This window comes from Shewanella schlegeliana (assembly GCF_016765635.1).
GTDB lineage: Bacteria > Pseudomonadota > Gammaproteobacteria > Enterobacterales > Shewanellaceae > Shewanella > Shewanella schlegeliana.
Window position 1 is genome coordinate 1 of record NZ_JAESVD010000018.1, and the last position, 22,598, is coordinate 22,598.

Sequence of the window (22,598 nt, forward strand, 5' to 3'; positions counted from 1 at the left end):
TCACCCGTCCGCCGCTCGTCACCTCAGGAGCAAGCTCCCTTGTGTTACCGCTCGACTTGCATGTGTTAGGCCTGCCGCCAGCGTTCAATCTGAGCCATGATCAAACTCTTCAATTAAAGTTTTTTTGCTTCACCTCGAAAGGGTCAGCGGCTCAACGAATTCTGTATTACATATTGCTATGAACACTCATTCATTAAGTAAATTTTTGATTGCCTCGTGAGAGACAATTTCGAATAACTTAATCTCTGTGAGTGTCCACACAGATTTGCTTGTCATATTGTTAAAGAGCGTTGCCTGCTTGGCGTTCTTAGCGAACCGTTCCAAGTGGCTAGGGCTGCGTATTCTACACTTCCCGTTGTTGGCGTCAAGCGTTTATTTTAAGAAGTTTTTCAAGCGTTGATTTCTTAATCAGAAGTCGTCACCGAAGGCCCTTAAACCGCTTGTCACCAGATTCAAATCTCTTTCGATTTTCGAATCTCTAACACCGCTGCAAGTCCCTTTCTACCTAGGTAGTTGGCCTGCTGTGCCGTGTCAGTGGATGCGCATTATAGGGAGTTTCGAGATGAGCGCAAGGGGCTTTTGCAATAAAATTAGCTTTTACGAATCAAGCGCGTAGTTATCAGACGATACGTACAAAAAAGGGGCTAAAAGCCCCTTTTCATCATTATTAATGCTATTAAATCTAGTCAGCGCTCTTTGTGACTTGATTTAATGACTGAGGTTCAGCAAGAAACCCCTTAATAAGTGTCACCGCTTTATCATCGTCCCAATCAACAAAGGTACGAACGAAAGCGATTAGCTCACCTTCCCTATTAAGGATAAAGGTCGCTGGGATTGTATCTAAAGGAAACACATGACCCAGTTTCTGCTCTTTATCATAATAGGTATTGAAGTCTTCCATACCTAATGACTTTAAGAATGGCTCTACTTGCTTATTACCTTCTAGATCGATAGAAACAGGTAGCACTTCAAAGTCATCCGATCCGATCTTAGCAGAGAAGCGACTAATAGCCGGTAATTCTCTTACACATGGAGGACACCAAGTTGCCCACATGTTAACCATGATGACTTTACCTTTATACTGGCTAAAGTCGACAGCCTCACCTTTACTATCTTTAAAGGGTACAGCTTCAATCGGAAAAGGCTTTGGCAAAACACTAATAAGATCGACACTTGACTGAACCTGTTGTTCAGCTTGCTTTTCCATTCCCGGATAAGCCTGCGCCCCAGCAGCAACCAACATAGTTGCTGCAACTAGACCCACTATGGTCGATCTCATTTAGCGTCTCGCTTTAATAGACGATCTAACTCTTGCTGTTCTTCACTCGATAGCTCTTGATTGTTCGCATCAGCTATACGCTGCTTGCGTATAAAGAAGAAACCGATCACGCCACCAAATAATAGAAGGGCAATAGGACCTAGCCAAAGAACGTAAGTTTTAGCTTCCATTCTCGGCTTATATAATACGAACTCACCGTAACGACTCGTCATAAACTCAACGATTTCGTCATCGCCCTTACCTTCATCAACCATCTGGTAGACTTCTAAACGTAAATCTTGAGCTACCGGAGAGTTAGAGTCGATTAGGTTCTGGTTTTGACACTGAGGACAACGTAATGAGTGAGCAAGGCTTAGTGCGCGCTTTTGGTTGTCAACAGACTTAAATTCATAAGTGTCTACAGGTGTAGCATTAACGATAGATGCCATGCTTAGTAGAAGCACTAGAGCCGAAAAGCCCTTCATTAATGATTTAATCACGATGCACCATCCTTCGCCGCTTCAGCTTGTAGCTGTTGAACCATAGGGTAAAGTGTTTCTTTCCATACGCGAGAATCAATTGGTCCTGCATAACGGTAACGAATAATACCTTTATGATCGATCAAGAAACTTTCCGGCGCACCGTATACACCAAGGTCTAAACCTAGGCGACCGTCATGGTCATAGATATTGATCGCATACGGGTTACCCTCACGGCTCAACTCACGAATAGCAAGAGGGCGATCATCTCGGTAGTTGATACCGTAGATAGGTAAAATATTTTTACGCGCTAAGGTCATCAAGAAAGGATGTTCATACTTACATGATGGGCACCAAGTGGCCCATACGTTAAGTAAACCTACCTTGCCTTTTAGCGTTTCATTCGTCACGGTTTCCCCTGACTTTTCCAAAACCTCTAACTGGAAAGCCGGGATCGGCTTTCCTTCTAGAGCAGAGTCGAGTTGCTGTGGGTTAAGGAAGAGTCCCTTATAAAGGAACACTCCCATACCTAAAACTACGACGAGTGGAATAAATAATACTAACTTTTTCATATTTACTCTGTTCCAATTAAGCCGTTGCTAACTTGTCCGCTTCTTTCGCTGCAGTCTTTTCAGCACTTTTAGCTTTTACGCGATAGCGCTTATCTGATGCGGCGAAGAAACCACCGACCATCATAAAGATAGAGCCAAACCAGATCCAGCGAACATAAGGCTTGTAGTTGATACGCACTGCGTATTCTGTACGACTAATTGGGTCACCCATTGTCACGTAAAGATCTCGGAATAGACCCCAATCAATACCAGCCTCTGTCATGTCCATAGTACGAACATTATATTGACGACGATCAGGTCTTAGTAGAGTAACGTAATCATCACCCTCATAGACTTCGATTTGACCTTGTTGAGCCGTGTAGTTAGGACCAACAACGTTCTTGGTTTCCACATAGTTAAAGGTGTAACCCGCTAGCTCATGAGAGATACCTGGGCCCATACGAACACTCTTCTCTAACGAGTAGTTAGATACCATAGTGGCACCAACAACTGATACGGCAATACCAAGGTGAGCGATAATCATACCCAACTGGCTGCGTCCAAGACGGGTTAAATCAATAGAGCCATCTTTAGTCTTAACGATGTTGTATGCAGCACGGAATGTCATCAAAGCGACCCATACTGCCATACCAATACCGAATACAACCCAAATGTTAAATTGACCATCGGCTAGGAAAGGCGCAGCTAAACCAGCTACCGCAGCAATCACTGCAGGAACGATTAGCTGACGCTTCATTTCACCTGCTTTAGACTTTTTCCAGCGAATAACCGGGCCTACGCCCATAAAGCCAAATAGAACTAGAACGATTGGAACAAATACTGCGTTGAAGTATGGAGGTCCTACAGAGATCTTACCCATGCCTAATGCGTCGATTAGTAGTGGATATAGTGTACCTAGTAATACCGTACCGCATGCAACCGTTAGAAGTAGGTTACATATCAGCATCATGGTTTCTTTAGATTTCAATTCGAAACGTGCAGGGCTGCGCATCTCACTTGCTCTGAAAGCAAATAGTGTGAGTGAACCACCAACGGCTAAACCAAGTAGCAATAGGATGAACATACCTCGACTTGGATCCGCTGCGAACGAGTGAACTGAAGTTAACACGCCAGAACGAACAATAAAGGTACCAAGTAAGCTTAATGAGAAGGCAAAGATTGAAAGTAGAACGGTCCAGTTACGGAATGCGCCACGCTTCTCCGTTACGATCACAGAGTGGAGTAAAGCTGTACCAATCAACCAAGGCATGAAAGAAGCGTTCTCTACTGGATCCCAGAACCACCAACCACCCCAACCGAGTTCGTAGTATGCCCACCAAGAACCAAGTGAGATACCACCAGTAAGGAATACCCAAGCCGCTAGTGTCCAAGGACGGCTCCAACGAGCCCAAGCAGAGTCAAGACGACCGCTCATTAGTGCTGCAATAGCAAAAGCGAAGCTTACCGCAAAACCTACATAACCAAGGTAAAGCATTGGTGGGTGGAAAATCAAACCAACGTCTTGCAACATTGGGTTAAGATCGCGCCCTTCCATCGGAATTGGAAATAAACGTGCAAATGGGCTTGATGTTAGCAACATAAACAGCGTAAAGCCGATAAGGATCATCGCCAGTATTGACAGTACTCGAGCAGTAAAGACTTCTTCTAAACCTTTACTAAACAGTGCTACAGCAGCAGCCCAAGCCGCTAATGAGAATACCCAGAATAATAATGAACCTTCATGACCCCCCCACACGGCAGCAATCTTGAAGAAGATTGGCAGTTCTGAGTTGGAGTGATGTGCTACATAAGCAACAGAGAAGTCATCGACAGCAAAGCTATAGCCAAGAGCGACAACAGAGAAGAGAATAAAGAAGAACATTCCGTAACTTAGTGGCCACGCATAGCGCACTAGGTATTGGTCTTTACGTGCTACACCTACTAAAGGAACGATGGCTAACAGCATGGCGAATGCCAAGCCGATAATCAGCGAAAAGTGTCCTAATTCTGGGATCATGGGTTTTCCTCAGTCCTAAACCATGCTTGATTAAGCTTTCGCTGAATCATCGCATACGTGTTTACAATTAACACTATTAAAAGGTACAAATTTTAGCTCAGTTTAGTATTTGCTATTGTTAATGTCTGCCTATTTCGTACAAATATGGGTGACCTGTCTCATTCTTCCCCTATCTTATTAACAAACACACATAAACAGTTGCATGTCACACTCCACCGTATACTGAGCGGATTCGGTCGAATGTTAAGGTCTGACAAACAAAGTTCCCCTAAGTTTCGAGAAATTTTACAAATAGAATCAATCTGTGAACAAGGACTCAACTTAGAGTATTTCAGGTTATATTACTGTTCAATGAATAATCTTTCCGTATAATCTTATCCCTAGTTCAGCGGTGAATCCGCTTTTTCGCAAACTAAAGTGAAATAGACATAATGACCACATTCTGGATTTTAATAGCCTCATTTTTGCTGGTTAGCCTAGTGCTGATTTGGTTCCCACACTTCCGTCAGCAGCGCATGCTGAGAACTGAAGACGCCAAAGTACGTGAGGGCACCAACCTTGAATTATTCAACGAGCGACTCGCGACTTTAGAAAAAGAACTTCAAGAAGATCTTCTTGATCAGCAAGAGTTCGATGCTCTAAAGAAAGAGCTTGAAATCAGCTTACTTCAGGATATGAAGCAAGGTGATGACGAGTCTTTAGTTAACAAACTAAAGCCAAAAAGCATCTTGTGGCCGTCAGTTATGTCTGTCGTTGTTATCGGTGTCTGTGGCTACATGTACTCAACTTTGGGTGCTTACAAGAACCTAGATCAACCAATGACGGCAAACGATCCACACCAAGGCATGACTAATGAGCAGATCATGTCTCAGCGTGTCGAGATGATGGAAGCACAAGCCAATGCCGAGCCTGAAAACAGCCAGCTATGGTTCAGCCTAGGCCACGCGTACATCTCAGCAAACCGTTATGACGATGCTATCAAAGCATTCGATAAGACAATGGATCTTGTTGGTGTGCATGCGGAGTTACTAGGTCCTAAAGCAACTGCACTTTACTACCGTTCTAACCAGAAGATGACACCAACGGTTCAAGCACTTGTTGACCAAGCATTAAGCTTAGATCCAGAAGATCCTTCTACACTATTGTTAGTGGGTATGGATTCGTTCTTCACAGCGGATTACAAAAAAGCAATTGATGCATGGCAGTTAATTCTAGATAGCGACCGCACTGACGTTGACCGCGGTGCAATCATGAATGCTATCGACAGCGCAAAAATGAGAATGCAATCTGAAGGTATGATGCCTAATGATGAAGCTCATAAGAGTGTAAAGTCTGATGCAACGGCTAAAACAGTGACAGTTGAAGTTTCTATCTCTCCAGAGTTACAAGCAAAAGTGGCGAGCACAGATATGCTATTTATCTTCGCTCGCTCAACAGAAGGTCCAAAAGTACCTCTTGCTGCAACTAAGATCTCTGCGGAGTCTTTACCTGCGACAATTACCTTAGATGACAGTACAGGTATGGGTGGCAATACCAAGCTAAGCGATGCTAAAGCCGTTGAAATCATCGCGGTACTATCTAAGCATGGTAGCGTAAGAGCGCAAGCTGGTGACATTCAAGGTAAACTTGCGATGGTTAAAGTTGGCGACACAGGCCAGCTAGTGCTAGATACTCAAGTTCAGTAAGACTGAGCTATTGATGAAAAAGCCGGCTTTAGCCGGTTTTTTTATCTCTATTCACGAGCAATGAAGACTGTATTGCCGATAACCTTCAATATTTAACCCCACCAAGGGCTTGGCAATTAGAAACTTATTACTACCCTGCTCGCTGTAACCACTAACAGCATCCATTCAATAGCCTGCAAATATTGCTGAATAACCGTGGCTAGAAAATTTGACACAAAAAAACCGGCAGCAGCCGGTTTTTTGATGCCAAGTTAATATTACTTAGACATATATTCAATTGCTTTGGTGTAATCTTCATCAGAGCAATCTGTACACATACCACCTGGTGGCATTGCGTTTAGGCCAGACTTAACAGAAGACACTAGAGCAGGCATACCTTTAGCTAGGCGTGGTTCCCATGCAGCTGCGTCATGTGACTTTGGCGCACCAGCAACACCCATGCTGTGACAAACTTGACATGCCTTGTCATATACAGCTTTACCATCTTGAGCAAGTGCGCTTGTAGACAGAGTCATAGCTGCCACTGCAGTCAGTGCTAATAATTTTTTCATCTTATACGTTCCTAATGCAAATTCTAACAAAGCTCACGCTGCCCTCAAATAATTGGCAGACTTATTCTAGCTCGGCTAGGTTACTACAAAGTTCAACAAATGGCATCTTTTTGTGATATTAATCGCGTCAATGCGGTTTTCACAAGACATAGTTCGCAAAAAGGTTAATATATTAGCAAATGTTTAAAAAGTTCATAGAAAATACACAATATTCGAACTACATCAAATTGCTGACACTTTGCGATAAGCAAGACTAAACGCTTGAAAGCGTATGTGTTAGTATCTCTTGTGTTTTCATACAGCTTGATATAGAGGGCTCAGTGGTAGAACAATCAAAAGCAACAACACTGGTATCAGCTAATAACTTAACCTGCATCAGGGAAGAACGCATTTTATTTGACGAACTTAGCTTCGAAATTACCGAAGGTGAAATCGTCCAAATTGAAGGCCCGAACGGCGCAGGCAAAACAAGTCTTTTGCGGATTATCGCGGGTTTATCTCGTCCCTATGCAGGACACATCAGCTTCAAGGGTGAAGACATTAATCGTTGTCGTGACGAATACAATGACGCGTTATTGTATCTTGGCCACCTTGCAGGTGTTAAAAGTGAGTTAACGGCAGAGGAAAATCTTAACTTCAATTTAAGGATCAGTGGGTATGATGACTTCGATGCCCGTCAGATCCTATCGAAAGTAAATCTCTCAGGTTTCGAAGAAGCGCTAGCAGGACACTTGTCTGCAGGTCAGCATAGGCGTACTGCGCTTGCCCGGCTTTGGCATACAAATTGTAAAATCTGGCTTCTCGATGAGCCTTTTACTGCGATCGACAAAAAAGGCGTAGAAGAGCTTGAGCACCTATTTTTAGCCCATGCAAAGCGAGGTGGATGCGTAATATTAACCACACATCAGGATATGGGTGTGATTGGTGATGATATCTTACGTAAAATTCGTCTCGATTATCGCTTCGTATAAGGTTTGGCAATGAAAAAAGGTATCAGTTATACCAAGGCTTTTAGCACGCTATTAAAGCGAGATCTGCAAATTGCTGTACGTCATCGCGGTGATATTTTTAATCCGCTGTTATTTTTTGTCCTGGTGGTGACTCTATTTCCACTTGGTATTGGCCCCGAGCCACAAGTGTTAACCCGTGTCGCACCTGGCATTATCTGGGTGGCGGCACTATTGGCATCCATGTTGTCTCTTGAACGCTTGTTTAAGGCCGACTATGCCGACGGTAGCCTTGAACAAATGTTGCTAAGCCCACAACCATTGCCTCTAATGGTTCTGGCTAAAGTGTTGGCACATTGGATTTTGACTGGCGTACCTTTAATTTTAGTGGCACCTTTATTAGCAGTGTTATTACATTTAGATGGTAATAGTTACGGCGCATTAATGGCAACACTAGCGCTAGGTACTCCGGTACTGAGCCTATTAGGCGCGATTGGTGTAGCTTTGACAGTGGGATTACGTAAAGGAGGAGTATTGTTAAGCCTACTTATTCTGCCTTTATATATTCCAGTATTGATTTTCGCTACCAGTGCCATCGATGCTGCTGGTATGAATTTACCCTATGATGGTCAACTCGCTATTATTGGCGCTATGTTGGTCGGTTCATTAACATTAGCACCTTTTGCAATTGGTGCATCCTTACGAGTGAGTACTAACTAAAATGTGGAAATGGTTACATCCATACGCGGATCCTGAACGCGCCTACAAACTCTCAGGCACCCTACTTCCTTGGTTTGCCATGCTTGCCATCTCGCTTATTGGTATTGGAACTGTTTGGGGCTTGGTTTTCGCTCCAACAGACTATCAACAGGGTGACAGCTACCGCATCATCTTTATCCATGTACCTGCAGCATCGATGTCTATGGCTGCCTACATGGCAATGGCAACATCATCTTTTATTGGCCTTGTGTGGCAGATTAAGTCTGCAGACTGGGCAGCTGCTGCTATTGCACCGATTGGTGCAGTAATTACCTTTATCGCACTAATTACTGGTGCGACTTGGGGTAAGCCGATGTGGGGAACTTGGTGGGTTTGGGATGCACGTTTAACCTCTGAACTAGTGCTTCTATTCTTATACCTAGGCGTTATTTCTCTTTATGCTTCTTTTGAAGACAAAGTGCTTGCGGCTCGCGCAGCAGGTATTTTGGCGATTGTTGGTGTCATCAACATTCCAATTATCAAGTACTCAGTTGATTGGTGGAGTTCGCTACATCAGCCATCGACAATTAAGATCACTGAGAAGTCATCAATGCCTACTGAGATGCTATACCCATTACTTATTAACATTCTAGGCTTCGGTGTGATGATTGGTGCAATTACATTAGTGAGATTTAGATCAGAAATTTTAGCACGAAATGGCATGCGTCCATGGGTTCGTGAACTTGCTAAGAAACAGGGGGTCAAATAATGCAGTTCGACTCAATAAGTGAATTTATCAACATGGGCGGCTACGGATTTTATGTATGGCTAGCTTATGGTGTAACCTTTTTTTCGCTAGGAACTTTAGTTGTCCTTAGCGCTAGACAGAAACGTAAGGTGTTAGTCGAAATCGCGAAGAAGATTCAGCGAGAAGAACGCCTTAAAGAAACTCGGAGTAAATAAATAGTGAATCCAAGACGAAAGAAACGCCTTACCCTTGCTGTAGCCTTGATTGGTGGCGTAGCAGCAATCGCTTCTTTGCTATTGTATGCGTTAAATTCAAACTTAAACCTGTTCTTTACTCCTACTGAAATTGTACAGGGTAAGAAAGATACTGGTGTTATGCCAGAGATTGGCCAACGTATCCGTGTTGGCGGGATGGTAACTGTTGGTTCAATGGTACGCGATCCTAACAGCTTACATGTGGAGTTTGCTGTTCATGATGCTGCTGGCGGCGAGATCATCGTAACTTATGACGATCTACTACCAGATCTTTTCCGTGAAGGACAAGGTATCGTTGCTCAAGGGGTTCTAGCTAAGCCTGGAGTACTAGAAGCCACTGAAGTTCTTGCTAAGCACGACGAGAACTACATGCCACCAGAAGTCGCTGAAGCTATGGGCCAAACCCATGAGAAGTTAGACTATAACCAAGAGCAGAAATCTGGCGGTTACTAAGCCAAAATAGCTCTAATCTAAAAAGCCTTCTTAACGAAGGCTTTTTTGTTTTCACTTCTTTGTTATGCAATATGCTTAGTATCATCAAACATTCATATCGTAATCGTCTAACTATTCTGCCAACCTCGCCTTTGCACTTAAGCTTGCTCTCTAAGTCGCTGTGCACCTCGACGAGACATTTTGTGTTTATATTGACTGTAAGGCAAACAAACCACCTCAAAATAGCTTCAAGCGCTCAGAATGAAGCTCTGAGCCGATTGTGGTGAAGCGTAGCACTTATACTAATTTTCAAAGTTATGCGAAACTAAGCTTATCCAGCGCTTTTAAACACACGTACAAGCAGTCTTTACTGCAGTAGCATTGCAATATGAGCCACTTAAACAGACGGCCCCCCAAAAAAACCAGCTCACCTATATTGCCCTCCTCGTCATTAGACAAGTTTTTGCGATATAACAGCCTCAAGTCTCATATTGATCCGATTAGAAATATAAGGCCACTAGAGACACTTCTAAAGCTCTTAGCTATACCTATACATCAGCCCTCTCGCGTATCAGCTACCGTTAGTATTACTGGACCAATATCCTAGCCTAATAGCTGTAAGCGAAGCCTTAACGACTGTATGAATATAGAACTGTTTAGGCCATTCTCGAGATATATGTGCCCAAGATCTTTACCCGCGCTAAAACTTATTCATTGACTCTAGGGATCACCAGCACTGCTCAAAGCTGCACTAATACCAATCAATATAAAAAGTTGAATTTACTCAGAGCGGCCAGTTTTAGCTGCTCTGAAACTGCGTTAACGAGCTTAACCGGAGAATAACTATGCTCTTCACTCGTTTCGAGCAGCATGGATGCTGCGAATATCATTAATGAAGGAGCAATTATTGACCTTGTCTCAGTGCCACTAAACTCTCGCTGAGCGACCAAATCTTTATACTGATTAGTATAAAGATTTGCCTGTTTGAAGCGCGCTAAGTCGATTCAGTAATGGGGCTAAATTCTGATAGCTTAGAATCGCTTATTAAGTAGATAGTTTTTTGCAAGCATAAAAGGCAAGGACGATGATCGCCTAGGGGGCAAGTTTTAAAGCAAGGCACACTTTGGGTATGTAGGAGTAACTAACTCAATGAGGGGATGAAAGATCAAATAAATATAGCCGATAAGAACGGAGCTTAAAGTTAAACTATGACCTAAATTTGAGCCATAAAAAAGGCCGAACTAATGTTCGGCCTTTTAAAACTAAGACTTATTTACTCTGCAGTGTCTTCAACAGCTACTGCTGCTTCTGGACGACCTACTAGTTCAATATACGCCATAGGCGCTTTGTCACCAGTACGTAGACCGCACTTAAGAATACGGGTATATCCACCAGGACGTTCCTGGAAACGTGGACCCAATTCAGTAAATAACTTACCAACGACTTCAGCGTCGCGAGTACGAGCAAATGCCAAACGGCGATTTGCAACGCTATCACTCTTAGCAAGTGTTATTAGAGGTTCAACTACGCGACGCAGTTCTTTCGCTTTAGCTACAGTAGTTTTGATCACTTCGTGACGAACTATTGAGCAAGCCATGTTACGGAACATAGCTTGGCGATGACTGCTGTTACGGTTCAGTTGACGACCACTCTTACGATGGCGCATGACCTAATCCTTATTACCTATATCTGTACTAATCTGGACTTAAAGGTCGTCTGCTAAACTAGCTGGAGGCCAGTTTTCAAGACGCATACCTAACGACAGTCCGCGAGACGCTAACACATCCTTAATTTCAGTAAGAGATTTCTTACCTAAGTTAGGAGTCTTAAGCAGCTCAACTTCAGTGCGTTGTACCAGATCGCCGATGTAATGAATCGCTTCAGCCTTCAAACAGTTGGCTGAACGTACAGTTAGCTCTAAATCGTCGACAGGACGCAACAGAATCGGATCGAACTCCGGCTTCTCTTCTACTGGTGCAGTCTCAGTCACATCACGTAACTCAACAAACGCATCTAGCTGTTCGGCTAGGATGGTCGCTGAACGACGGATAGCTTCCTCAGGATCGATAGTACCATTAGTGGTCATATCGATAACGAGTTTGTCTAAGTCTGTACGCTGTTCAACACGAGCAGCTTCAACATTGTATGCAATGCGAGCAACAGGTGAGAACGAAGAATCAACCAACAAACGACCGATAGGGCGATCATCGTCTTCGGTTTGTGCACGGGCAGAAGCCGGTACATAACCACGACCACGCTCTACGCGGATACGCATGCTGACGTCATTATTACCTGTCAAATGACAGATAACATGGTCAGGATTCATGATAGTAACATCACCATCATGCGTGATATCTGCTGCAGTAACAGGGCCTGCGCCTGACTTACTTAGCGTAAGCATAGCTTCGTCTTTCCCTTCGATAACTACAGCCAAACCTTTAAGGTTTAGTAGTATCTCAAGGATATCTTCTTGCACGCCTTCCTTGCTACTGTATTCATGCAGTACACCATCAATCTCTACTTCGGTAACCGCGCAGCCTGGCATAGACGACAATAGGATACGACGCAACGCGTTACCTAGAGTGTGACCAAAACCACGCTCAAGCGGCTCCAGTGTAACCTTGGCACGTGTTGGATTAACCTGCTCGATATCAACGAGACGCGGTTTAAGAAATTCTGTAACAGAACCCTGCATTGTGTCCTCTCTTTTGTTTTAACCTTACTTAGAGTAAAGTTCGACGATCAGCTGTTCGTTAATTTCCGCAGACAAATCACTACGCTCAGGAATACGCTTGAAAGCACCTTCCATCTTAGTGTTGTCAACTTCAACCCATGTTGGCTTTTCGCGTTGAGCCGACACTTCTAAAGCCGCTTTAATACGAGCTTGAGTGCGTGACTTTTCACGAACGCTCACTACATCATTCGCAGACACTTTGAATGATGGAATGTTAACGACGCTACCATTAACCATAATTGACTTATGGCTAACTAGCTGACGTGATTCAGCGCGTGTTGCACCAAAGCCCATGCGATAAACTACGTTATCAAGACGGGTTTCTAAAAGAGTAAGTAGGTTTTCACCAGTGTTACCTTTAGTACGTGCAGCATCTTTGTAGTAGTTACGGAATTGCTTTTCTAGCACACCATAAATACGACGAACTTTTTGTTTCTCGCGTAGCTGAACACCATACTCAGACAAACGGGTCTTACGAGCGCCGTGTTGTCCAGGTGCAGTTTCAAGCTTACACTTCGAATCGATTGCTCTCACTCCGCTCTTTAGGAAAAGGTCAGTACCTTCTCTGCGGGTAAGCTTGAGCTTTGGACCCAAGTATCTTGCCATGTTCTTTCTCCAACTATCCTATTAAAAACGACGAATTAAACGCGACGTTTCTTAGGAGGACGACAACCATTATGAGGGATAGGCGTCACATCGGTAATGTTAGTTATCTTGTAACCAACCGAGTTTAGTGCACGAATCGCTGATTCGCGTCCTGGACCTGGACCCTTCACAAAAACTTCTAGGTTTTTAACACCGTAGTCCTGAGCAGCAACACCTGCACGCTCAGCAGCAACCTGTGCAGCAAATGGGGTAGATTTACGTGAACCACGGAAACCTGAACCACCAGAAGTTGCCCAAGATAGTGCGTTACCTTGACGATCTGTAATGGTAATAATTGTGTTGTTGAAAGACGCATGGATATGCGCCATACCATCAGCAACCTGTTTACGTACACGCTTACGCGGAGAACGTGACGGAACTTTAGCCATTTTGGTTTACCCCGTTACTTTCTAATTGGTTTACGTGGACCTTTACGCGTACGCGCATTGGTCTTAGTACGTTGCCCACGAAGGGGAAGGCTACGACGATGGCGAAGGCCACGGTAACAACCAAGGTCCATAAGACGCTTGATGTTCATGGAAACTTCACGACGTAAATCACCTTCTACAATGTAGTTGGCGACTTCTTCGCGTAGACTATCGATTTGAGCTTCGCTCAATTCCTTGATCTTAGCGTCTTCAGCAATTGAAGTAGCCGCGCAAATAGCTTGTGCGCGAGTACGACCGATGCCGTAGATAGCAGTCAATGCAATGACTGTATGCTTTTGATCAGGAATGTTAATGCCAGCGATACGGGCCACTATGCACTCCTTAAGTTAAAGGTCATCTGTGAAAAGCCCGGTAGGATACTCGACAGACGACAATTTAGCAAATAATATTTTTGACCAGCCCGGACTGGGCTGGCCAATTTTTTTAGCCTTGACGCTGTTTGTGTTTAGGTTCAACACAAATCACACGTACAACGCCACTACGCTTTACGATCTTGCAGTTACGGCAGATCTTCTTCACGGAAGCTCGAACTTTCATTTCAACACTCCGAGATTACTATCTTAGCGACCAAAGCGATCTAAGTTCGCTTTGTTTACTAAGTTAGCTTTCTTCATTACAGACTCATACTGATGAGACATCATATGGGTCTGAACCTGAGCCATGAAGTCCATGATTACGACTACCATAATTAGTAGTGAAGTACCGCCAAAATAGAACTGTACTTTCCACGCAATTAACATGAACTCCGGAATTAAGCAGATAAAGGTAATATACAACGCACCAGCTAATGTCAGGCGAGTCATAACTTTATCAATGTAACGCGAAGTCTGTTCTCCAGGACGAATCCCGGGAATGAACGCACCACTCTTCTTCAGGTTGTCTGCTGTTTCGCGAGGGTTAAACACCAACGCAGTATAGAAGAAACAGAAGAAAATAATAGCTGTTGCATATAGCAATGAGTACAGCGGTTGTCCTGGTGACACAGCAAGTGAAAAATCACTTAACCATGACATGGACTCATTTTGACCAAACCACTGAGCCAGTGTGCCTGGGAACAAAATGATGCTGGACGCAAAAATAGGCGGGATAACACCAGCCATATTTAGCTTAAGTGGTAAGTGAGTGCTCTGCGCTGCAAACACCTTACGGCCTTGCTGACGCTTTGCATAGTTTACAACGATACGACGTTGTCCACGCTCAACGAATACCACAAAATAAGTGACAGCGAAAACAATCACTGCCAGCAACAACAATACTAGTACATTCAAGTCGCCTTGACGCGCCTGCTCGGCCGTTTGACCGATAGCAGATGGCAGACCAGCAACAATACCTGCGAAAATAAGAATCGAGATACCGTTACCTATGCCTCTTTCGGTAATTTGCTCACCTAGCCACATAAGGAACATTGTTCCTGTCACTAAGCTCACTACAGCAACGAAGTAGAAACTAAATCCTAGGTTAACAACTAACCCTGGAACTAAGTTTGGTAAACCTGTTGCGATACCGATTGCCTGGAACGTACCCAGGACCAATGTGCCGTATCGAGTATATTGACTGATCTTCTTTCGTCCTGACTCGCCTTCTTTTTTCAATTCAGCAAGTGCGGGATGAACCACAGTCAACAACTGCATAATGATCGATGCCGAAATATACGGCATGATACCTAATGCAAAGATAGAGGCACGTTCAAGAGCACCACCAGAGAACATGTTAAACATGCCTAAGATGGTACCCTTTTGCTGATTAAACAGCTCTGCTAGTACAGCAGCGTCAATACCAGGAATTGGTACAAACGAACCGGCTCTAAAGACGATAATTGCACCAATCACGAACAGGAGGCGGGTTTTCAATTCTGATAAACCGCCCTTCGCGCTTTTTAAATCAAGTCCTGGTTTTGCCATCGACGTATTATTCCTCGATCTTGCCACCGGCAGCTTCAATAGCTGCACGTGCACCTTTGGTTACCTTAAGACCTTTTACGGTCACTGGGCGCTCAATGGTACCTGAAAGAACGATTTTAGCAAACTGTATGTTGCGAGTAACTAGATTCGCATCTTTCAGCGCATTTAGGTCGATAACATCACCGTTAACTTTAGCTAATTCGCCAACGCGAATTTCAGCTGATACCAACGCAGTGCGTGAGGTAAAACCGAACTTAGGTAGACGGATCTTAAGTGGCATCTGACCACCCTCGAAACCTACGCGAACACCGCCGCCAGAACGAGACTTCTGACCTTTGTGACCACGACCTGCAGTTTTACCTAGGCCTGAACCGATACCGCGACCTACACGCTTAGCTGCTGATTTAGCACCTGCAGCAGGTGATAGAGTATTTAGACGCATCTTATACTTCCTCCACCGAAACCATGTAGTAAACCTTGTTAATCATACCGCGAACAGAAGGAGTATCTTCTAGTTCAACAGTGTGATTAATGCGGCGTAGACCTAGACCAGTCAAAGTTGCACGGTGCTTTGGTAAGCGGCCGATTGAACTTTTGGTCTGAGTTACTTTAAGTGTTTTAGTAGCCATGGTGCATTAACCTCGAATTTCATCAACATTCAGGCCACGCTTAGCTGCGATTTGTGATGGTGACTTCATGTTCACCAACGCATCTACAGTTGCACGTACGATGTTGATCGGGTTAGTAGAACCGTATGCTTTTGACAGAACGTTATGAACGCCTGCTACTTCCAATACGGCACGCATTGCGCCACCGGCAATAATACCGGTACCGTCAGAGGCTGGCTGCATGTAAACACGAGAACCAGTGTGACGACCCTTTACAGGGTGGTGCAAAGTACCATTGTTCAATTCAACGTTTACAATGTTACGGCGAGCCTTTTCCATTGCTTTCTGAATTGCTGCTGGTACTTCACGCGCTTTACCATAGCCATAGCCAACTTTACCGTTACCATCACCCACTACAGTTAGTGCAGTGAAGCTAAAGATACGTCCGCCTTTAACTACTTTAGAAACACGATTTACTGCAACTAATTTCTCTTGCAGATCGTCTTTTTGCTGTTGAGCTTCAAATTTAGCCATTTTTCATCATTCCTTAGAACTTGAGGCCAGCTTCACGAGCAGCGTCTGCTAATGCAGCAACGCGTCCGTGATACTTGAAGCCGGAACGATCGAATGCAACTACAGCTACGCCTTTTTCGATAGCGCGCTCAGCAACGGTTTTACCCACTACTTTAGCTGCATCTACGTTACCTGTGTACTTTAGCTGCTCTGATACCGCTTTTTCAGCAGTAGAAGCTGCCGCCAACACTACGTTTTCAGGGCTAATGACCTGAGCGTAAGTGTGACGTGGTGTACGATGTACAACCAGACGATTAACGCCCAGCTCTTGGATCTTCTTACGGGCGCGTAGTGCGCGGCGTAAGCGAGATGTTTTCTTATCCATATCGTATTACCTTACTTCTTCTTAGCCTCTTTACGGCGTACTTGTTCGTCAGCATAGCGAACACCTTTACCTTTGTAAGGCTCTGGTGGACGGTAACCGCGAATCTCAGCAGCAACCTGACCAATTAACTGCTTATCAGTACCCTTAAGTACGATTTCAGTTTGGCTAGGACATTCTGCTGTTACGCCTGCGGGTAGTTCGTGTACTAAAGGATGTGAGAAACCTAAAGTCAAATCAACGCCGTTACCAGCGATCTTCGCACGGTAACCAACACCAATTAACTGAAGCTTCTTTTCAAAACCTTCTGATACACCGATAACCATGTTGTTTACTAGAGCGCGTGCTGTACCCGCTTGAGCCCAAGCGTTAGTAACGCCTTCAACTGGACCAAACTTGATTTCAGCGCCTTCAACAACAAGACTAACCGCTTGGTTAATAACTCGAGTCAAACTACCTTTAGTACCTTTTACGGTGATAGTTTGTTCGTTTAAAGTCACTTCTACGCCTGCAGGGATAGCGACTGGTGCTTTTGCGACACGAGACATTGCTAGCTCCTTATGCTACGTAGCAGATAACTTCCCCACCCATGCCATTTTGGCGGGCAGTACGATCAGTCATCAAACCTTTAGAAGTGGACACGATAGCGACACCCAGTCCGCCCATAACCTTTGGTAGATCGTTTTTACCTTTGTAAATACGAAGACCAGGACGGCTAACGCGCTGGATAGTCTCAACGACTGGCTGACCTTGGAAATACTTTAAAGTGATTTCCAATTCAGGCTTGGCTTCATCTGCTACGGCGTAGTCAGTGATATAACCTTCTTCTTTAAGCATTTTCGCGATAGCGATTTTAAGCTTAGCAGAAGGCATCTTCACAGATACGTGTTTAGCAGCTTGGCCGTTACGAATACGTGTTAACATATCCGCAATAGGATCTTGCATGCTCATATTAGCTTACTCCGTGACAAGTGCTTACCAGCTGGCCTTGCGAAGACCAGGAACTTCACCGCGCATAGTTGCTTCACGTAACTTGATACGGCTAAGGCCGAACTTACGTAGGAAACCATGTGGGCGACCAGTTTGACTACAACGATTGCGCTGACGCGCTGCGCTAGAGTCACGTGGTAGAGCTTGTAACTTAAGTACTGCATCCCAACGATCTTCATCAGAAGAAGCTGGACTGCTAATGATAGCTTTAAGTGCAGCGCGCTTTTCAGCGAACTTAGCTACGAGCTGTGCACGCTTTGCTTCACGTGCTTTCATTGAACTTTTTGCCATTACGCTACCCTTATTTCTTGAATGGGAAGTTAAAGCCTTCGAGCAGAGCTCGGCCTTCTTCGTCATTCTTCGCAGTAGTAGTGATTACGATATCCATACCGCGGATCTTATCGATTTTATCGTATTGGATCTCTGGGAAGATAATCTGCTCACGTACACCCATCGCATAGTTACCACGGCCGTCGAACGACTTAGCGCTCAAACCACGGAAGTCACGAATACGCGGGATCGCGATATCAACTAAACGCTCTAAGAATTCCCACATACGCTCACCGCGCAGTGTAACCTTACAGCCGATTGGGTAGCCTTCACGGATTTTGAAACCAGCAACTGACTTACGAGCTACAGTCACTACTGGCTTTTGACCAGCGATAGCAGTCATGTCACGAAGCGCATGCTCCATAACTTTCTTATCTGCTACTGCTTCGCCAACACCCATATTAAGGGTGATCTTTTCAATCCGAGGGACTTGCATGACACTGGTAAAACCGAACTTTTTAGCAAGTTCAGGACTAACAGTCTCTTTGTATTTATCATGCAGTTTCGCCATCGTTTACTCCAAATTACTTAACGAGTTCACTGTTCGACTTAAAGAAACGGACTTTTTTGCCGTCTTCAAATCGGAAACCAACGCGATCAGCTTTGCCAGTGGCAGAGTTGAAAATCGCTACGTTTGATGCTTGTATCGGTGCTTCTTGCTCAACAATACCGCCAGCTACGCCCAATTGTGGGTTTGGCTTTTGGTGTTTCTTGACAAGGTTAATACCTTCTACAATTAATTTACCAGTTGGAAGAACCTGAGAAACCTTACCGCGTTTACCCTGGTCTTTACCTGCTAGTACAATTACTTCGTCTTGACGACGTATTTTAGCTGCCATTTTGAAGCTCCTTACAGTACTTCTGGTGCCAATGACACAATCTTCATAAACTGCTCAGTACGCAGTTCACGTGTCACAGGTCCAAAGATACGAGTACCAATCGGTGCAAGGTTTGCGTTAAGCAATACCGCTGCGTTCCGATCGAAGCGAATGACAGAACCGTCTGGACGACGTACGCCTTTCTTAGTACGGACTACCACCGCGTTATATACATCACCTTTCTTCGCTTTACCGCGAGGAATTGCTTCTTTTACAGAAACCTTGATGACGTCGCCGATACCGGCATAACGACGATGAGAGCCACCCAAGACCTTAATACACTGAACTCTACGAGCGCCACTGTTACAGGCGACTTCTAGAGTCGATTGCATTTGGATCATTTTAAGTGCTCCGCTATCGTTACTTACAATCCCACAAAGGGGCTACATTTCACCCTAATCCTGACTTTAATTTAGTCAAAATTGGCGCGCAAGTGTAACACCTATAAATAGGAATAGATAGTACTAAAAATAAAAACGGCCCCAACTTTAGGAGCCGTTTGCTTAAATACCTAATAAGCTTAGGCTTTTGATACTACTTCAACCAGAGTCCAAGACTTAGTCTTAGACAGCGGACGGCATTCGCGAATAGTCACGATATCGCCAGCATTACACTGATTTTGTTCGTCATGAGCATGGATCTTAGTAGTGCGCTTGATAAACTTACCGTATAAAGGGTGTTTTACCTTACGCTCAATAGCTACAGTGATAGACTTGTCCATCTTGTCGCTAAGTACTCGACCTTGCAAAGTACGGATATTATCAGACATTATGCACCCGCCTTAGAAGTAATAATGGTCTTAACGCGCGCAATGTTGCGACGCACGATTTTAAGCTGATGAGTCTGAGTCAACTGACCAGTGGCGTGTTGCATACGCAGATTAAACTGCTCACGCAGCAGACCAAGCAGTTCAGCGTTCAATTCTTCAACGCTCTTTTCTGTTAGTTCGCTCGCTTTCATTACATCACCGTCTTAGTTACGAAGGTAGTCTTTAGAGGTAGTTTAGCTGCAGCTAGAGTGAAAGCTTCACGAGCTAACTCCTCAGATACACCATTCATCTCATAAAGAACCTTACCTGGTTGAATCTGGCAAACCCAGTATTCAACGTTACCCTTACCTTTACCCATACGCACTTCAAGAGGCTTAGAGGTAATTGGCTTGTCAGGGAATACGCGGATCCAGATCTGACCTTGACGTTTAATGTGACGTGTCATAGCACGACGCGCAGCTTCAATTTGACGAGCAGTAAGACGACCACGTCCAACAGCTTTCAAACCGAATTCACCGAAGCTAACTTCAGTGCCGTTCGCTAGACCGCGGTTGCGGCCCTTGAACATTTTGCGAAACTTCATTCTTTTTGGTTGCAGCATTGCCAGCTCTCCTATTTACCGCGAGGCTTACGCTTCGGCTGCTGTTTCGGCTCTTCGTGCTGAGGTAGAACGCCGTCTAGAACTTCGCCTTTGAAGACCCAAACTTTAACGCCAATCACACCGTATTGAGTGTGACTCTCAGAAGTAGAATAGTCGATATCAGCACGCAGTGTATGCAAAGGTACACGACCTTCACGATACCACTCTGAACGCGCAATCTCAGCGCCGCCTAGACGGCCACTCACTTCAACTTTGATACCCTTAGCACCAAGACGCATTGCGTTTTGAACTGCGCGCTTCATAGCACGACGGAACATAACACGACGCTCTAGTTGCGAAGCGATGCCATCGGCAACAAGCTTAGCATCTAGCTCAGGCTTACGGATCTCAGCGATGTTGATTTGAGCTGGAATACCAGTCAGCTTTGCAACAGCGTTGCGTAGCTTTTCAACGTCTTCACCTTTCTTACCAATCACAACACCTGGACGGGCAGTGTGAATAGTAACGCGAACACTCTTAGCTGGACGCTCGATAACAATCTTAGAGACTGATGCTTGCTTAAGTTTCTGTTCTAGAAACTTACGCACTTCCCAGTCACTGCTCAAGTTATTGGCATAGTCTGACTTGTCAGCGTACCAGGTCGAGATCCAAGGCTTAGTGATACCCAGACGGATACCATTAGGATGTACTTTCTGTCCCATTGCTAACTCCTAGCGATCTGATACAACCACAGTAATGTGGCTGGTACGCTTGATTATGCGATCAGCACGGCCTTTAGCACGTGGCATGATACGCTTCATAGTTGGACCTTCATCGATCATAATCGCTCCAACTCTTAGTTCGTCAATGTCAGCACCTTCATTGTGCTCAGCATTAGCGATTGCAGAGTCCAGTACTTTTTTAACAAGTACTGCAGCTTTCTTAGGGCTGAAAGTTAGAATTTCGAGAGCCTTAGCAACAGGCAGTCCACGGATTTGATCTGCAACCAAACGACACTTTTGAGGCGACGTACGGGCAAAACGATGTTTAGCTAAAACTTCCATCTTATGTCTCCCGTATTAACGCTTCTTCGCTTTCTTATCTGCAGCATGGCCGCGATAAGTGCGAGTTGGTGAAAATTCACCAAGCTTGTGGCCGATCATTTCGTCAGTTACGAACACAGGTACGTGCTGACGACCATTATGGACAGCGATGGTCATTCCAATCATGTTAGGAATGATCATAGAGCGGCGAGACCAAGTCTTAATAGGCTTCTTGTCTCCAGCTTCCATCGCTTTCTCTACCTTCTTCAGCAAGTGTAGGTCAATGAATGGACCTTTCTTGAGAGAACGTGGCATGGCGAATCCTCTTACTTTTTATTGCGACGACGTACAATGTACTTGTCGGTGCGTTTGTTACTACGAGTCTTATAACCCTTAGTTGGCATACCCCAAGGTGATACAGGATGACGGCCACCAGAAGTACGGCCTTCACCACCACCATGTGGGTGATCTACTGGGTTCATTGCAACACCACGAACTGTTGGGCGTACGCCTCTCCAGCGCTTAGCACCTGCTTTACCTAACTGGCGTAGCATATGCTCGGCATTACCAACTTCACCCAATGTCGCGCGGCAATCAACCGGCACTTTACGCATTTCGCCAGAGCGAAGACGTAGAGTGGCGTATTCGCCGTCACGAGCAATAACTTGTACATAAGCACCAGCTGAACGCGCGATCTGAGCACCTTTACCAGGCTTCATTTCGACTGCGTGCACTACGCTACCCACAGGGATGTTGCGTAGAGGCAATGCGTTACCGCTCTTGATCTCTGCATCGATACCAGACTGGATCTTATCACCAGCTTGCATGCCTTTAGCAGCAAGGATATAACGACGCTCACCGTCAGCGTATAGTACCAATGCGATGTTAGCTGTACGGTTTGGATCATATTCCAAACGCTCAACCTTCGCAGGGATACCGTCTTTGTTACGCTTAAAGTCGATCAGACGATAATGTTGCTTATGACCACCACCAACGTGGCGGACAGTGATGCGACCCGTATTGTTACGGCCACCACTTTTCGATTTTTTCGCCAACAGGCCTGCAAAAGGTTTACCTTTATGCAGATCGCTGTTCACCACTTTAACTAAGTGGCGACGACCTGGAGAGGTTGGCTTACACTTAATAACTGCCATG

At 44.8% G+C, this 22,598-nt stretch carries 35 protein-coding genes and 1 rRNA gene; 6 read left to right on the forward strand and 30 right to left on the reverse strand.

Annotated elements, in window-relative coordinates:
- From JMA39_RS20645 to JMA39_RS20665, 5 genes are all read right to left on the reverse strand, one after another.
- Window positions 1–116, reverse strand: a 16S ribosomal RNA gene (locus JMA39_RS20645); the annotation flags it as partial.
- Between the two features lie 566 nt (window positions 117–682).
- On the reverse strand, window positions 683–1,279 hold the full coding sequence (locus JMA39_RS20650) for a TlpA disulfide reductase family protein (protein WP_202723782.1): 597 nt from the start codon (window positions 1,277–1,279) through the stop codon (window positions 683–685).
- Complete coding sequence (gene nrfF / locus JMA39_RS20655; protein ID WP_202723814.1) at window positions 1,276–1,743, reverse strand: heme lyase NrfEFG subunit NrfF; 468 nt, start codon at window positions 1,741–1,743, stop codon at window positions 1,276–1,278. The genes JMA39_RS20650 and nrfF overlap by 4 nt, the downstream gene beginning before the upstream one ends.
- An 11-nt stretch (window positions 1,744–1,754) precedes the next feature.
- Window positions 1,755–2,309, reverse strand: a complete 555-nt coding sequence (locus JMA39_RS20660) for a DsbE family thiol:disulfide interchange protein (RefSeq protein WP_202723783.1) — start codon at window positions 2,307–2,309, stop codon at window positions 1,755–1,757.
- 16 nt (window positions 2,310–2,325) lie between these two features.
- A complete protein-coding gene (locus tag JMA39_RS20665; protein WP_202723784.1) occupies window positions 2,326–4,305 on the reverse strand; it encodes a heme lyase CcmF/NrfE family subunit in 1,980 nt (659 codons plus the stop codon).
- Between the two features lie 431 nt (window positions 4,306–4,736).
- Between JMA39_RS20665 and ccmI the strand changes: the two genes are divergently transcribed.
- Window positions 4,737–5,990, forward strand: coding sequence for a c-type cytochrome biogenesis protein CcmI (ccmI, locus tag JMA39_RS20670; RefSeq protein ID WP_202723785.1), 1,254 nt, complete (start codon window positions 4,737–4,739; stop codon window positions 5,988–5,990).
- Between the two features lie 257 nt (window positions 5,991–6,247).
- Here ccmI and JMA39_RS20675 read toward each other — a convergent pair whose 3' ends face one another.
- Entirely contained in the window at window positions 6,248–6,541 is a 294-nt protein-coding gene (locus JMA39_RS20675; RefSeq protein ID WP_202723786.1) for a c-type cytochrome, read from the reverse strand.
- A gap of 320 nt (window positions 6,542–6,861) precedes the next feature.
- Here JMA39_RS20675 and ccmA point away from each other — a divergent pair, with 320 nt between their 5' ends.
- From ccmA to ccmE, 5 genes are read left to right on the forward strand one after another with little or no spacing between them, the layout of a single operon-like run.
- On the forward strand, window positions 6,862–7,512 hold the full coding sequence (gene ccmA, locus JMA39_RS20680) for a cytochrome c biogenesis heme-transporting ATPase CcmA (protein WP_202723787.1): 651 nt from the start codon (window positions 6,862–6,864) through the stop codon (window positions 7,510–7,512).
- A 9-nt stretch (window positions 7,513–7,521) separates the two neighbouring features.
- Window positions 7,522–8,208 carry a heme exporter protein CcmB gene (gene ccmB, locus JMA39_RS20685; protein ID WP_202723788.1) on the forward strand — a complete coding sequence of 229 codons (687 nt, stop codon included), beginning with the start codon at window positions 7,522–7,524 and terminating at the stop codon, window positions 8,206–8,208.
- Window position 8,209: 1 nt separating this feature from the next.
- Window positions 8,210–8,956: a heme ABC transporter permease CcmC gene (ccmC, locus tag JMA39_RS20690; protein ID WP_202723789.1), complete on the forward strand. Its 747-nt coding sequence runs from the start codon at window positions 8,210–8,212 to the stop codon at window positions 8,954–8,956.
- Window positions 8,956–9,150, forward strand: coding sequence for a heme exporter protein CcmD (gene ccmD / locus JMA39_RS20695; RefSeq protein WP_202723790.1), 195 nt, complete (start codon window positions 8,956–8,958; stop codon window positions 9,148–9,150). The genes ccmC and ccmD overlap by 1 nt, the downstream gene beginning before the upstream one ends.
- Before the next feature lie 3 nt (window positions 9,151–9,153).
- Window positions 9,154–9,642 carry a cytochrome c maturation protein CcmE gene (gene ccmE / locus JMA39_RS20700; protein ID WP_202723791.1) on the forward strand — a complete coding sequence of 163 codons (489 nt, stop codon included), beginning with the start codon at window positions 9,154–9,156 and terminating at the stop codon, window positions 9,640–9,642.
- A 1,252-nt stretch (window positions 9,643–10,894) separates the two neighbouring features.
- Here the strand turns inward: ccmE and rplQ are convergent.
- The 24 genes from rplQ to rplB all read right to left on the reverse strand — a co-directional run bounded on the left by rplQ (window position 10,895) and on the right by rplB (window position 22,597).
- Complete coding sequence (gene rplQ / locus JMA39_RS20705) at window positions 10,895–11,287, reverse strand: 50S ribosomal protein L17 (protein WP_028767957.1); 393 nt, start codon at window positions 11,285–11,287, stop codon at window positions 10,895–10,897.
- Window positions 11,288–11,326: 39 nt separating this feature from the next.
- A complete protein-coding gene (locus JMA39_RS20710) occupies window positions 11,327–12,316 on the reverse strand; it encodes a DNA-directed RNA polymerase subunit alpha (RefSeq protein WP_028767958.1) in 990 nt (329 codons plus the stop codon).
- A gap of 24 nt (window positions 12,317–12,340) precedes the next feature.
- Window positions 12,341–12,961 (reverse strand): 30S ribosomal protein S4, encoded by a 621-nt coding sequence (gene rpsD / locus JMA39_RS20715; protein WP_202723792.1) that lies wholly within the window; start codon window positions 12,959–12,961, stop codon window positions 12,341–12,343.
- 35 nt (window positions 12,962–12,996) lie between these two features.
- On the reverse strand, window positions 12,997–13,389 hold the full coding sequence (gene rpsK, locus JMA39_RS20720) for a 30S ribosomal protein S11 (protein ID WP_012144629.1): 393 nt from the start codon (window positions 13,387–13,389) through the stop codon (window positions 12,997–12,999).
- Window positions 13,390–13,403: 14 nt separating this feature from the next.
- A complete protein-coding gene (gene rpsM, locus JMA39_RS20725) occupies window positions 13,404–13,760 on the reverse strand; it encodes a 30S ribosomal protein S13 (RefSeq protein WP_028767960.1) in 357 nt (118 codons plus the stop codon).
- Window positions 13,761–13,872: 112 nt separating this feature from the next.
- Window positions 13,873–13,986 (reverse strand): 50S ribosomal protein L36, encoded by a 114-nt coding sequence (gene rpmJ / locus JMA39_RS20730; protein WP_006083579.1) that lies wholly within the window; start codon window positions 13,984–13,986, stop codon window positions 13,873–13,875.
- 23 nt (window positions 13,987–14,009) lie between these two features.
- On the reverse strand, window positions 14,010–15,350 hold the full coding sequence (gene secY, locus JMA39_RS20735) for a preprotein translocase subunit SecY (protein ID WP_012279168.1): 1,341 nt from the start codon (window positions 15,348–15,350) through the stop codon (window positions 14,010–14,012).
- Between the two features lie 7 nt (window positions 15,351–15,357).
- On the reverse strand, window positions 15,358–15,792 hold the full coding sequence (rplO, locus tag JMA39_RS20740; protein ID WP_202723793.1) for a 50S ribosomal protein L15: 435 nt from the start codon (window positions 15,790–15,792) through the stop codon (window positions 15,358–15,360).
- A gap of 1 nt (window position 15,793) precedes the next feature.
- A complete protein-coding gene (gene rpmD, locus JMA39_RS20745; RefSeq protein WP_020912153.1) occupies window positions 15,794–15,979 on the reverse strand; it encodes a 50S ribosomal protein L30 in 186 nt (61 codons plus the stop codon).
- A 6-nt stretch (window positions 15,980–15,985) separates the two neighbouring features.
- Window positions 15,986–16,492, reverse strand: a complete 507-nt coding sequence (gene rpsE / locus JMA39_RS20750; RefSeq protein WP_202723794.1) for a 30S ribosomal protein S5 — start codon at window positions 16,490–16,492, stop codon at window positions 15,986–15,988.
- 13 nt (window positions 16,493–16,505) lie between these two features.
- Entirely contained in the window at window positions 16,506–16,856 is a 351-nt protein-coding gene (gene rplR / locus JMA39_RS20755; RefSeq protein WP_202287025.1) for a 50S ribosomal protein L18, read from the reverse strand.
- 11 nt (window positions 16,857–16,867) lie between these two features.
- Window positions 16,868–17,401 carry a 50S ribosomal protein L6 gene (gene rplF / locus JMA39_RS20760; protein ID WP_202723795.1) on the reverse strand — a complete coding sequence of 178 codons (534 nt, stop codon included), beginning with the start codon at window positions 17,399–17,401 and terminating at the stop codon, window positions 16,868–16,870.
- A 10-nt stretch (window positions 17,402–17,411) separates the two neighbouring features.
- Entirely contained in the window at window positions 17,412–17,804 is a 393-nt protein-coding gene (rpsH, locus tag JMA39_RS20765; protein WP_202723796.1) for a 30S ribosomal protein S8, read from the reverse strand.
- A gap of 24 nt (window positions 17,805–17,828) precedes the next feature.
- Window positions 17,829–18,134 carry a 30S ribosomal protein S14 gene (gene rpsN / locus JMA39_RS20770; RefSeq protein ID WP_202723797.1) on the reverse strand — a complete coding sequence of 102 codons (306 nt, stop codon included), beginning with the start codon at window positions 18,132–18,134 and terminating at the stop codon, window positions 17,829–17,831.
- Between the two features lie 10 nt (window positions 18,135–18,144).
- Window positions 18,145–18,684 (reverse strand): 50S ribosomal protein L5, encoded by a 540-nt coding sequence (gene rplE / locus JMA39_RS20775; protein WP_202723798.1) that lies wholly within the window; start codon window positions 18,682–18,684, stop codon window positions 18,145–18,147.
- A 13-nt stretch (window positions 18,685–18,697) separates the two neighbouring features.
- The gene (gene rplX / locus JMA39_RS20780) at window positions 18,698–19,012 is read right to left on the reverse strand and encodes a 50S ribosomal protein L24 (protein WP_012153465.1); all 315 of its coding nucleotides are present in this window, start codon (window positions 19,010–19,012) and stop codon (window positions 18,698–18,700) included.
- 11 nt (window positions 19,013–19,023) lie between these two features.
- Window positions 19,024–19,392 (reverse strand): 50S ribosomal protein L14, encoded by a 369-nt coding sequence (gene rplN / locus JMA39_RS20785; RefSeq protein WP_011863976.1) that lies wholly within the window; start codon window positions 19,390–19,392, stop codon window positions 19,024–19,026.
- Window positions 19,393–19,571: 179 nt separating this feature from the next.
- Window positions 19,572–19,820 (reverse strand): 30S ribosomal protein S17, encoded by a 249-nt coding sequence (rpsQ, locus tag JMA39_RS20790; RefSeq protein WP_202723799.1) that lies wholly within the window; start codon window positions 19,818–19,820, stop codon window positions 19,572–19,574.
- On the reverse strand, window positions 19,820–20,011 hold the full coding sequence (gene rpmC / locus JMA39_RS20795; RefSeq protein ID WP_012144642.1) for a 50S ribosomal protein L29: 192 nt from the start codon (window positions 20,009–20,011) through the stop codon (window positions 19,820–19,822). Before rpmC ends, rpsQ begins: the two co-directional genes overlap by 1 nt.
- Window positions 20,011–20,421, reverse strand: coding sequence for a 50S ribosomal protein L16 (rplP, locus tag JMA39_RS20800; protein WP_012279176.1), 411 nt, complete (start codon window positions 20,419–20,421; stop codon window positions 20,011–20,013). The genes rpmC and rplP overlap by 1 nt, the downstream gene beginning before the upstream one ends.
- Window positions 20,422–20,432: 11 nt before the next feature.
- Window positions 20,433–21,122 carry a 30S ribosomal protein S3 gene (rpsC, locus tag JMA39_RS20805; RefSeq protein ID WP_202723800.1) on the reverse strand — a complete coding sequence of 230 codons (690 nt, stop codon included), beginning with the start codon at window positions 21,120–21,122 and terminating at the stop codon, window positions 20,433–20,435.
- A 9-nt stretch (window positions 21,123–21,131) separates the two neighbouring features.
- Window positions 21,132–21,464 (reverse strand): 50S ribosomal protein L22, encoded by a 333-nt coding sequence (rplV, locus tag JMA39_RS20810; RefSeq protein WP_012144645.1) that lies wholly within the window; start codon window positions 21,462–21,464, stop codon window positions 21,132–21,134.
- 15 nt (window positions 21,465–21,479) lie between these two features.
- Window positions 21,480–21,758 (reverse strand): 30S ribosomal protein S19, encoded by a 279-nt coding sequence (gene rpsS / locus JMA39_RS20815; protein WP_011863970.1) that lies wholly within the window; start codon window positions 21,756–21,758, stop codon window positions 21,480–21,482.
- 11 nt (window positions 21,759–21,769) lie between these two features.
- A complete protein-coding gene (gene rplB / locus JMA39_RS20820) occupies window positions 21,770–22,597 on the reverse strand; it encodes a 50S ribosomal protein L2 (protein WP_202723801.1) in 828 nt (275 codons plus the stop codon).
- Between the last annotated feature and the right edge of the window lies 1 nt (window position 22,598).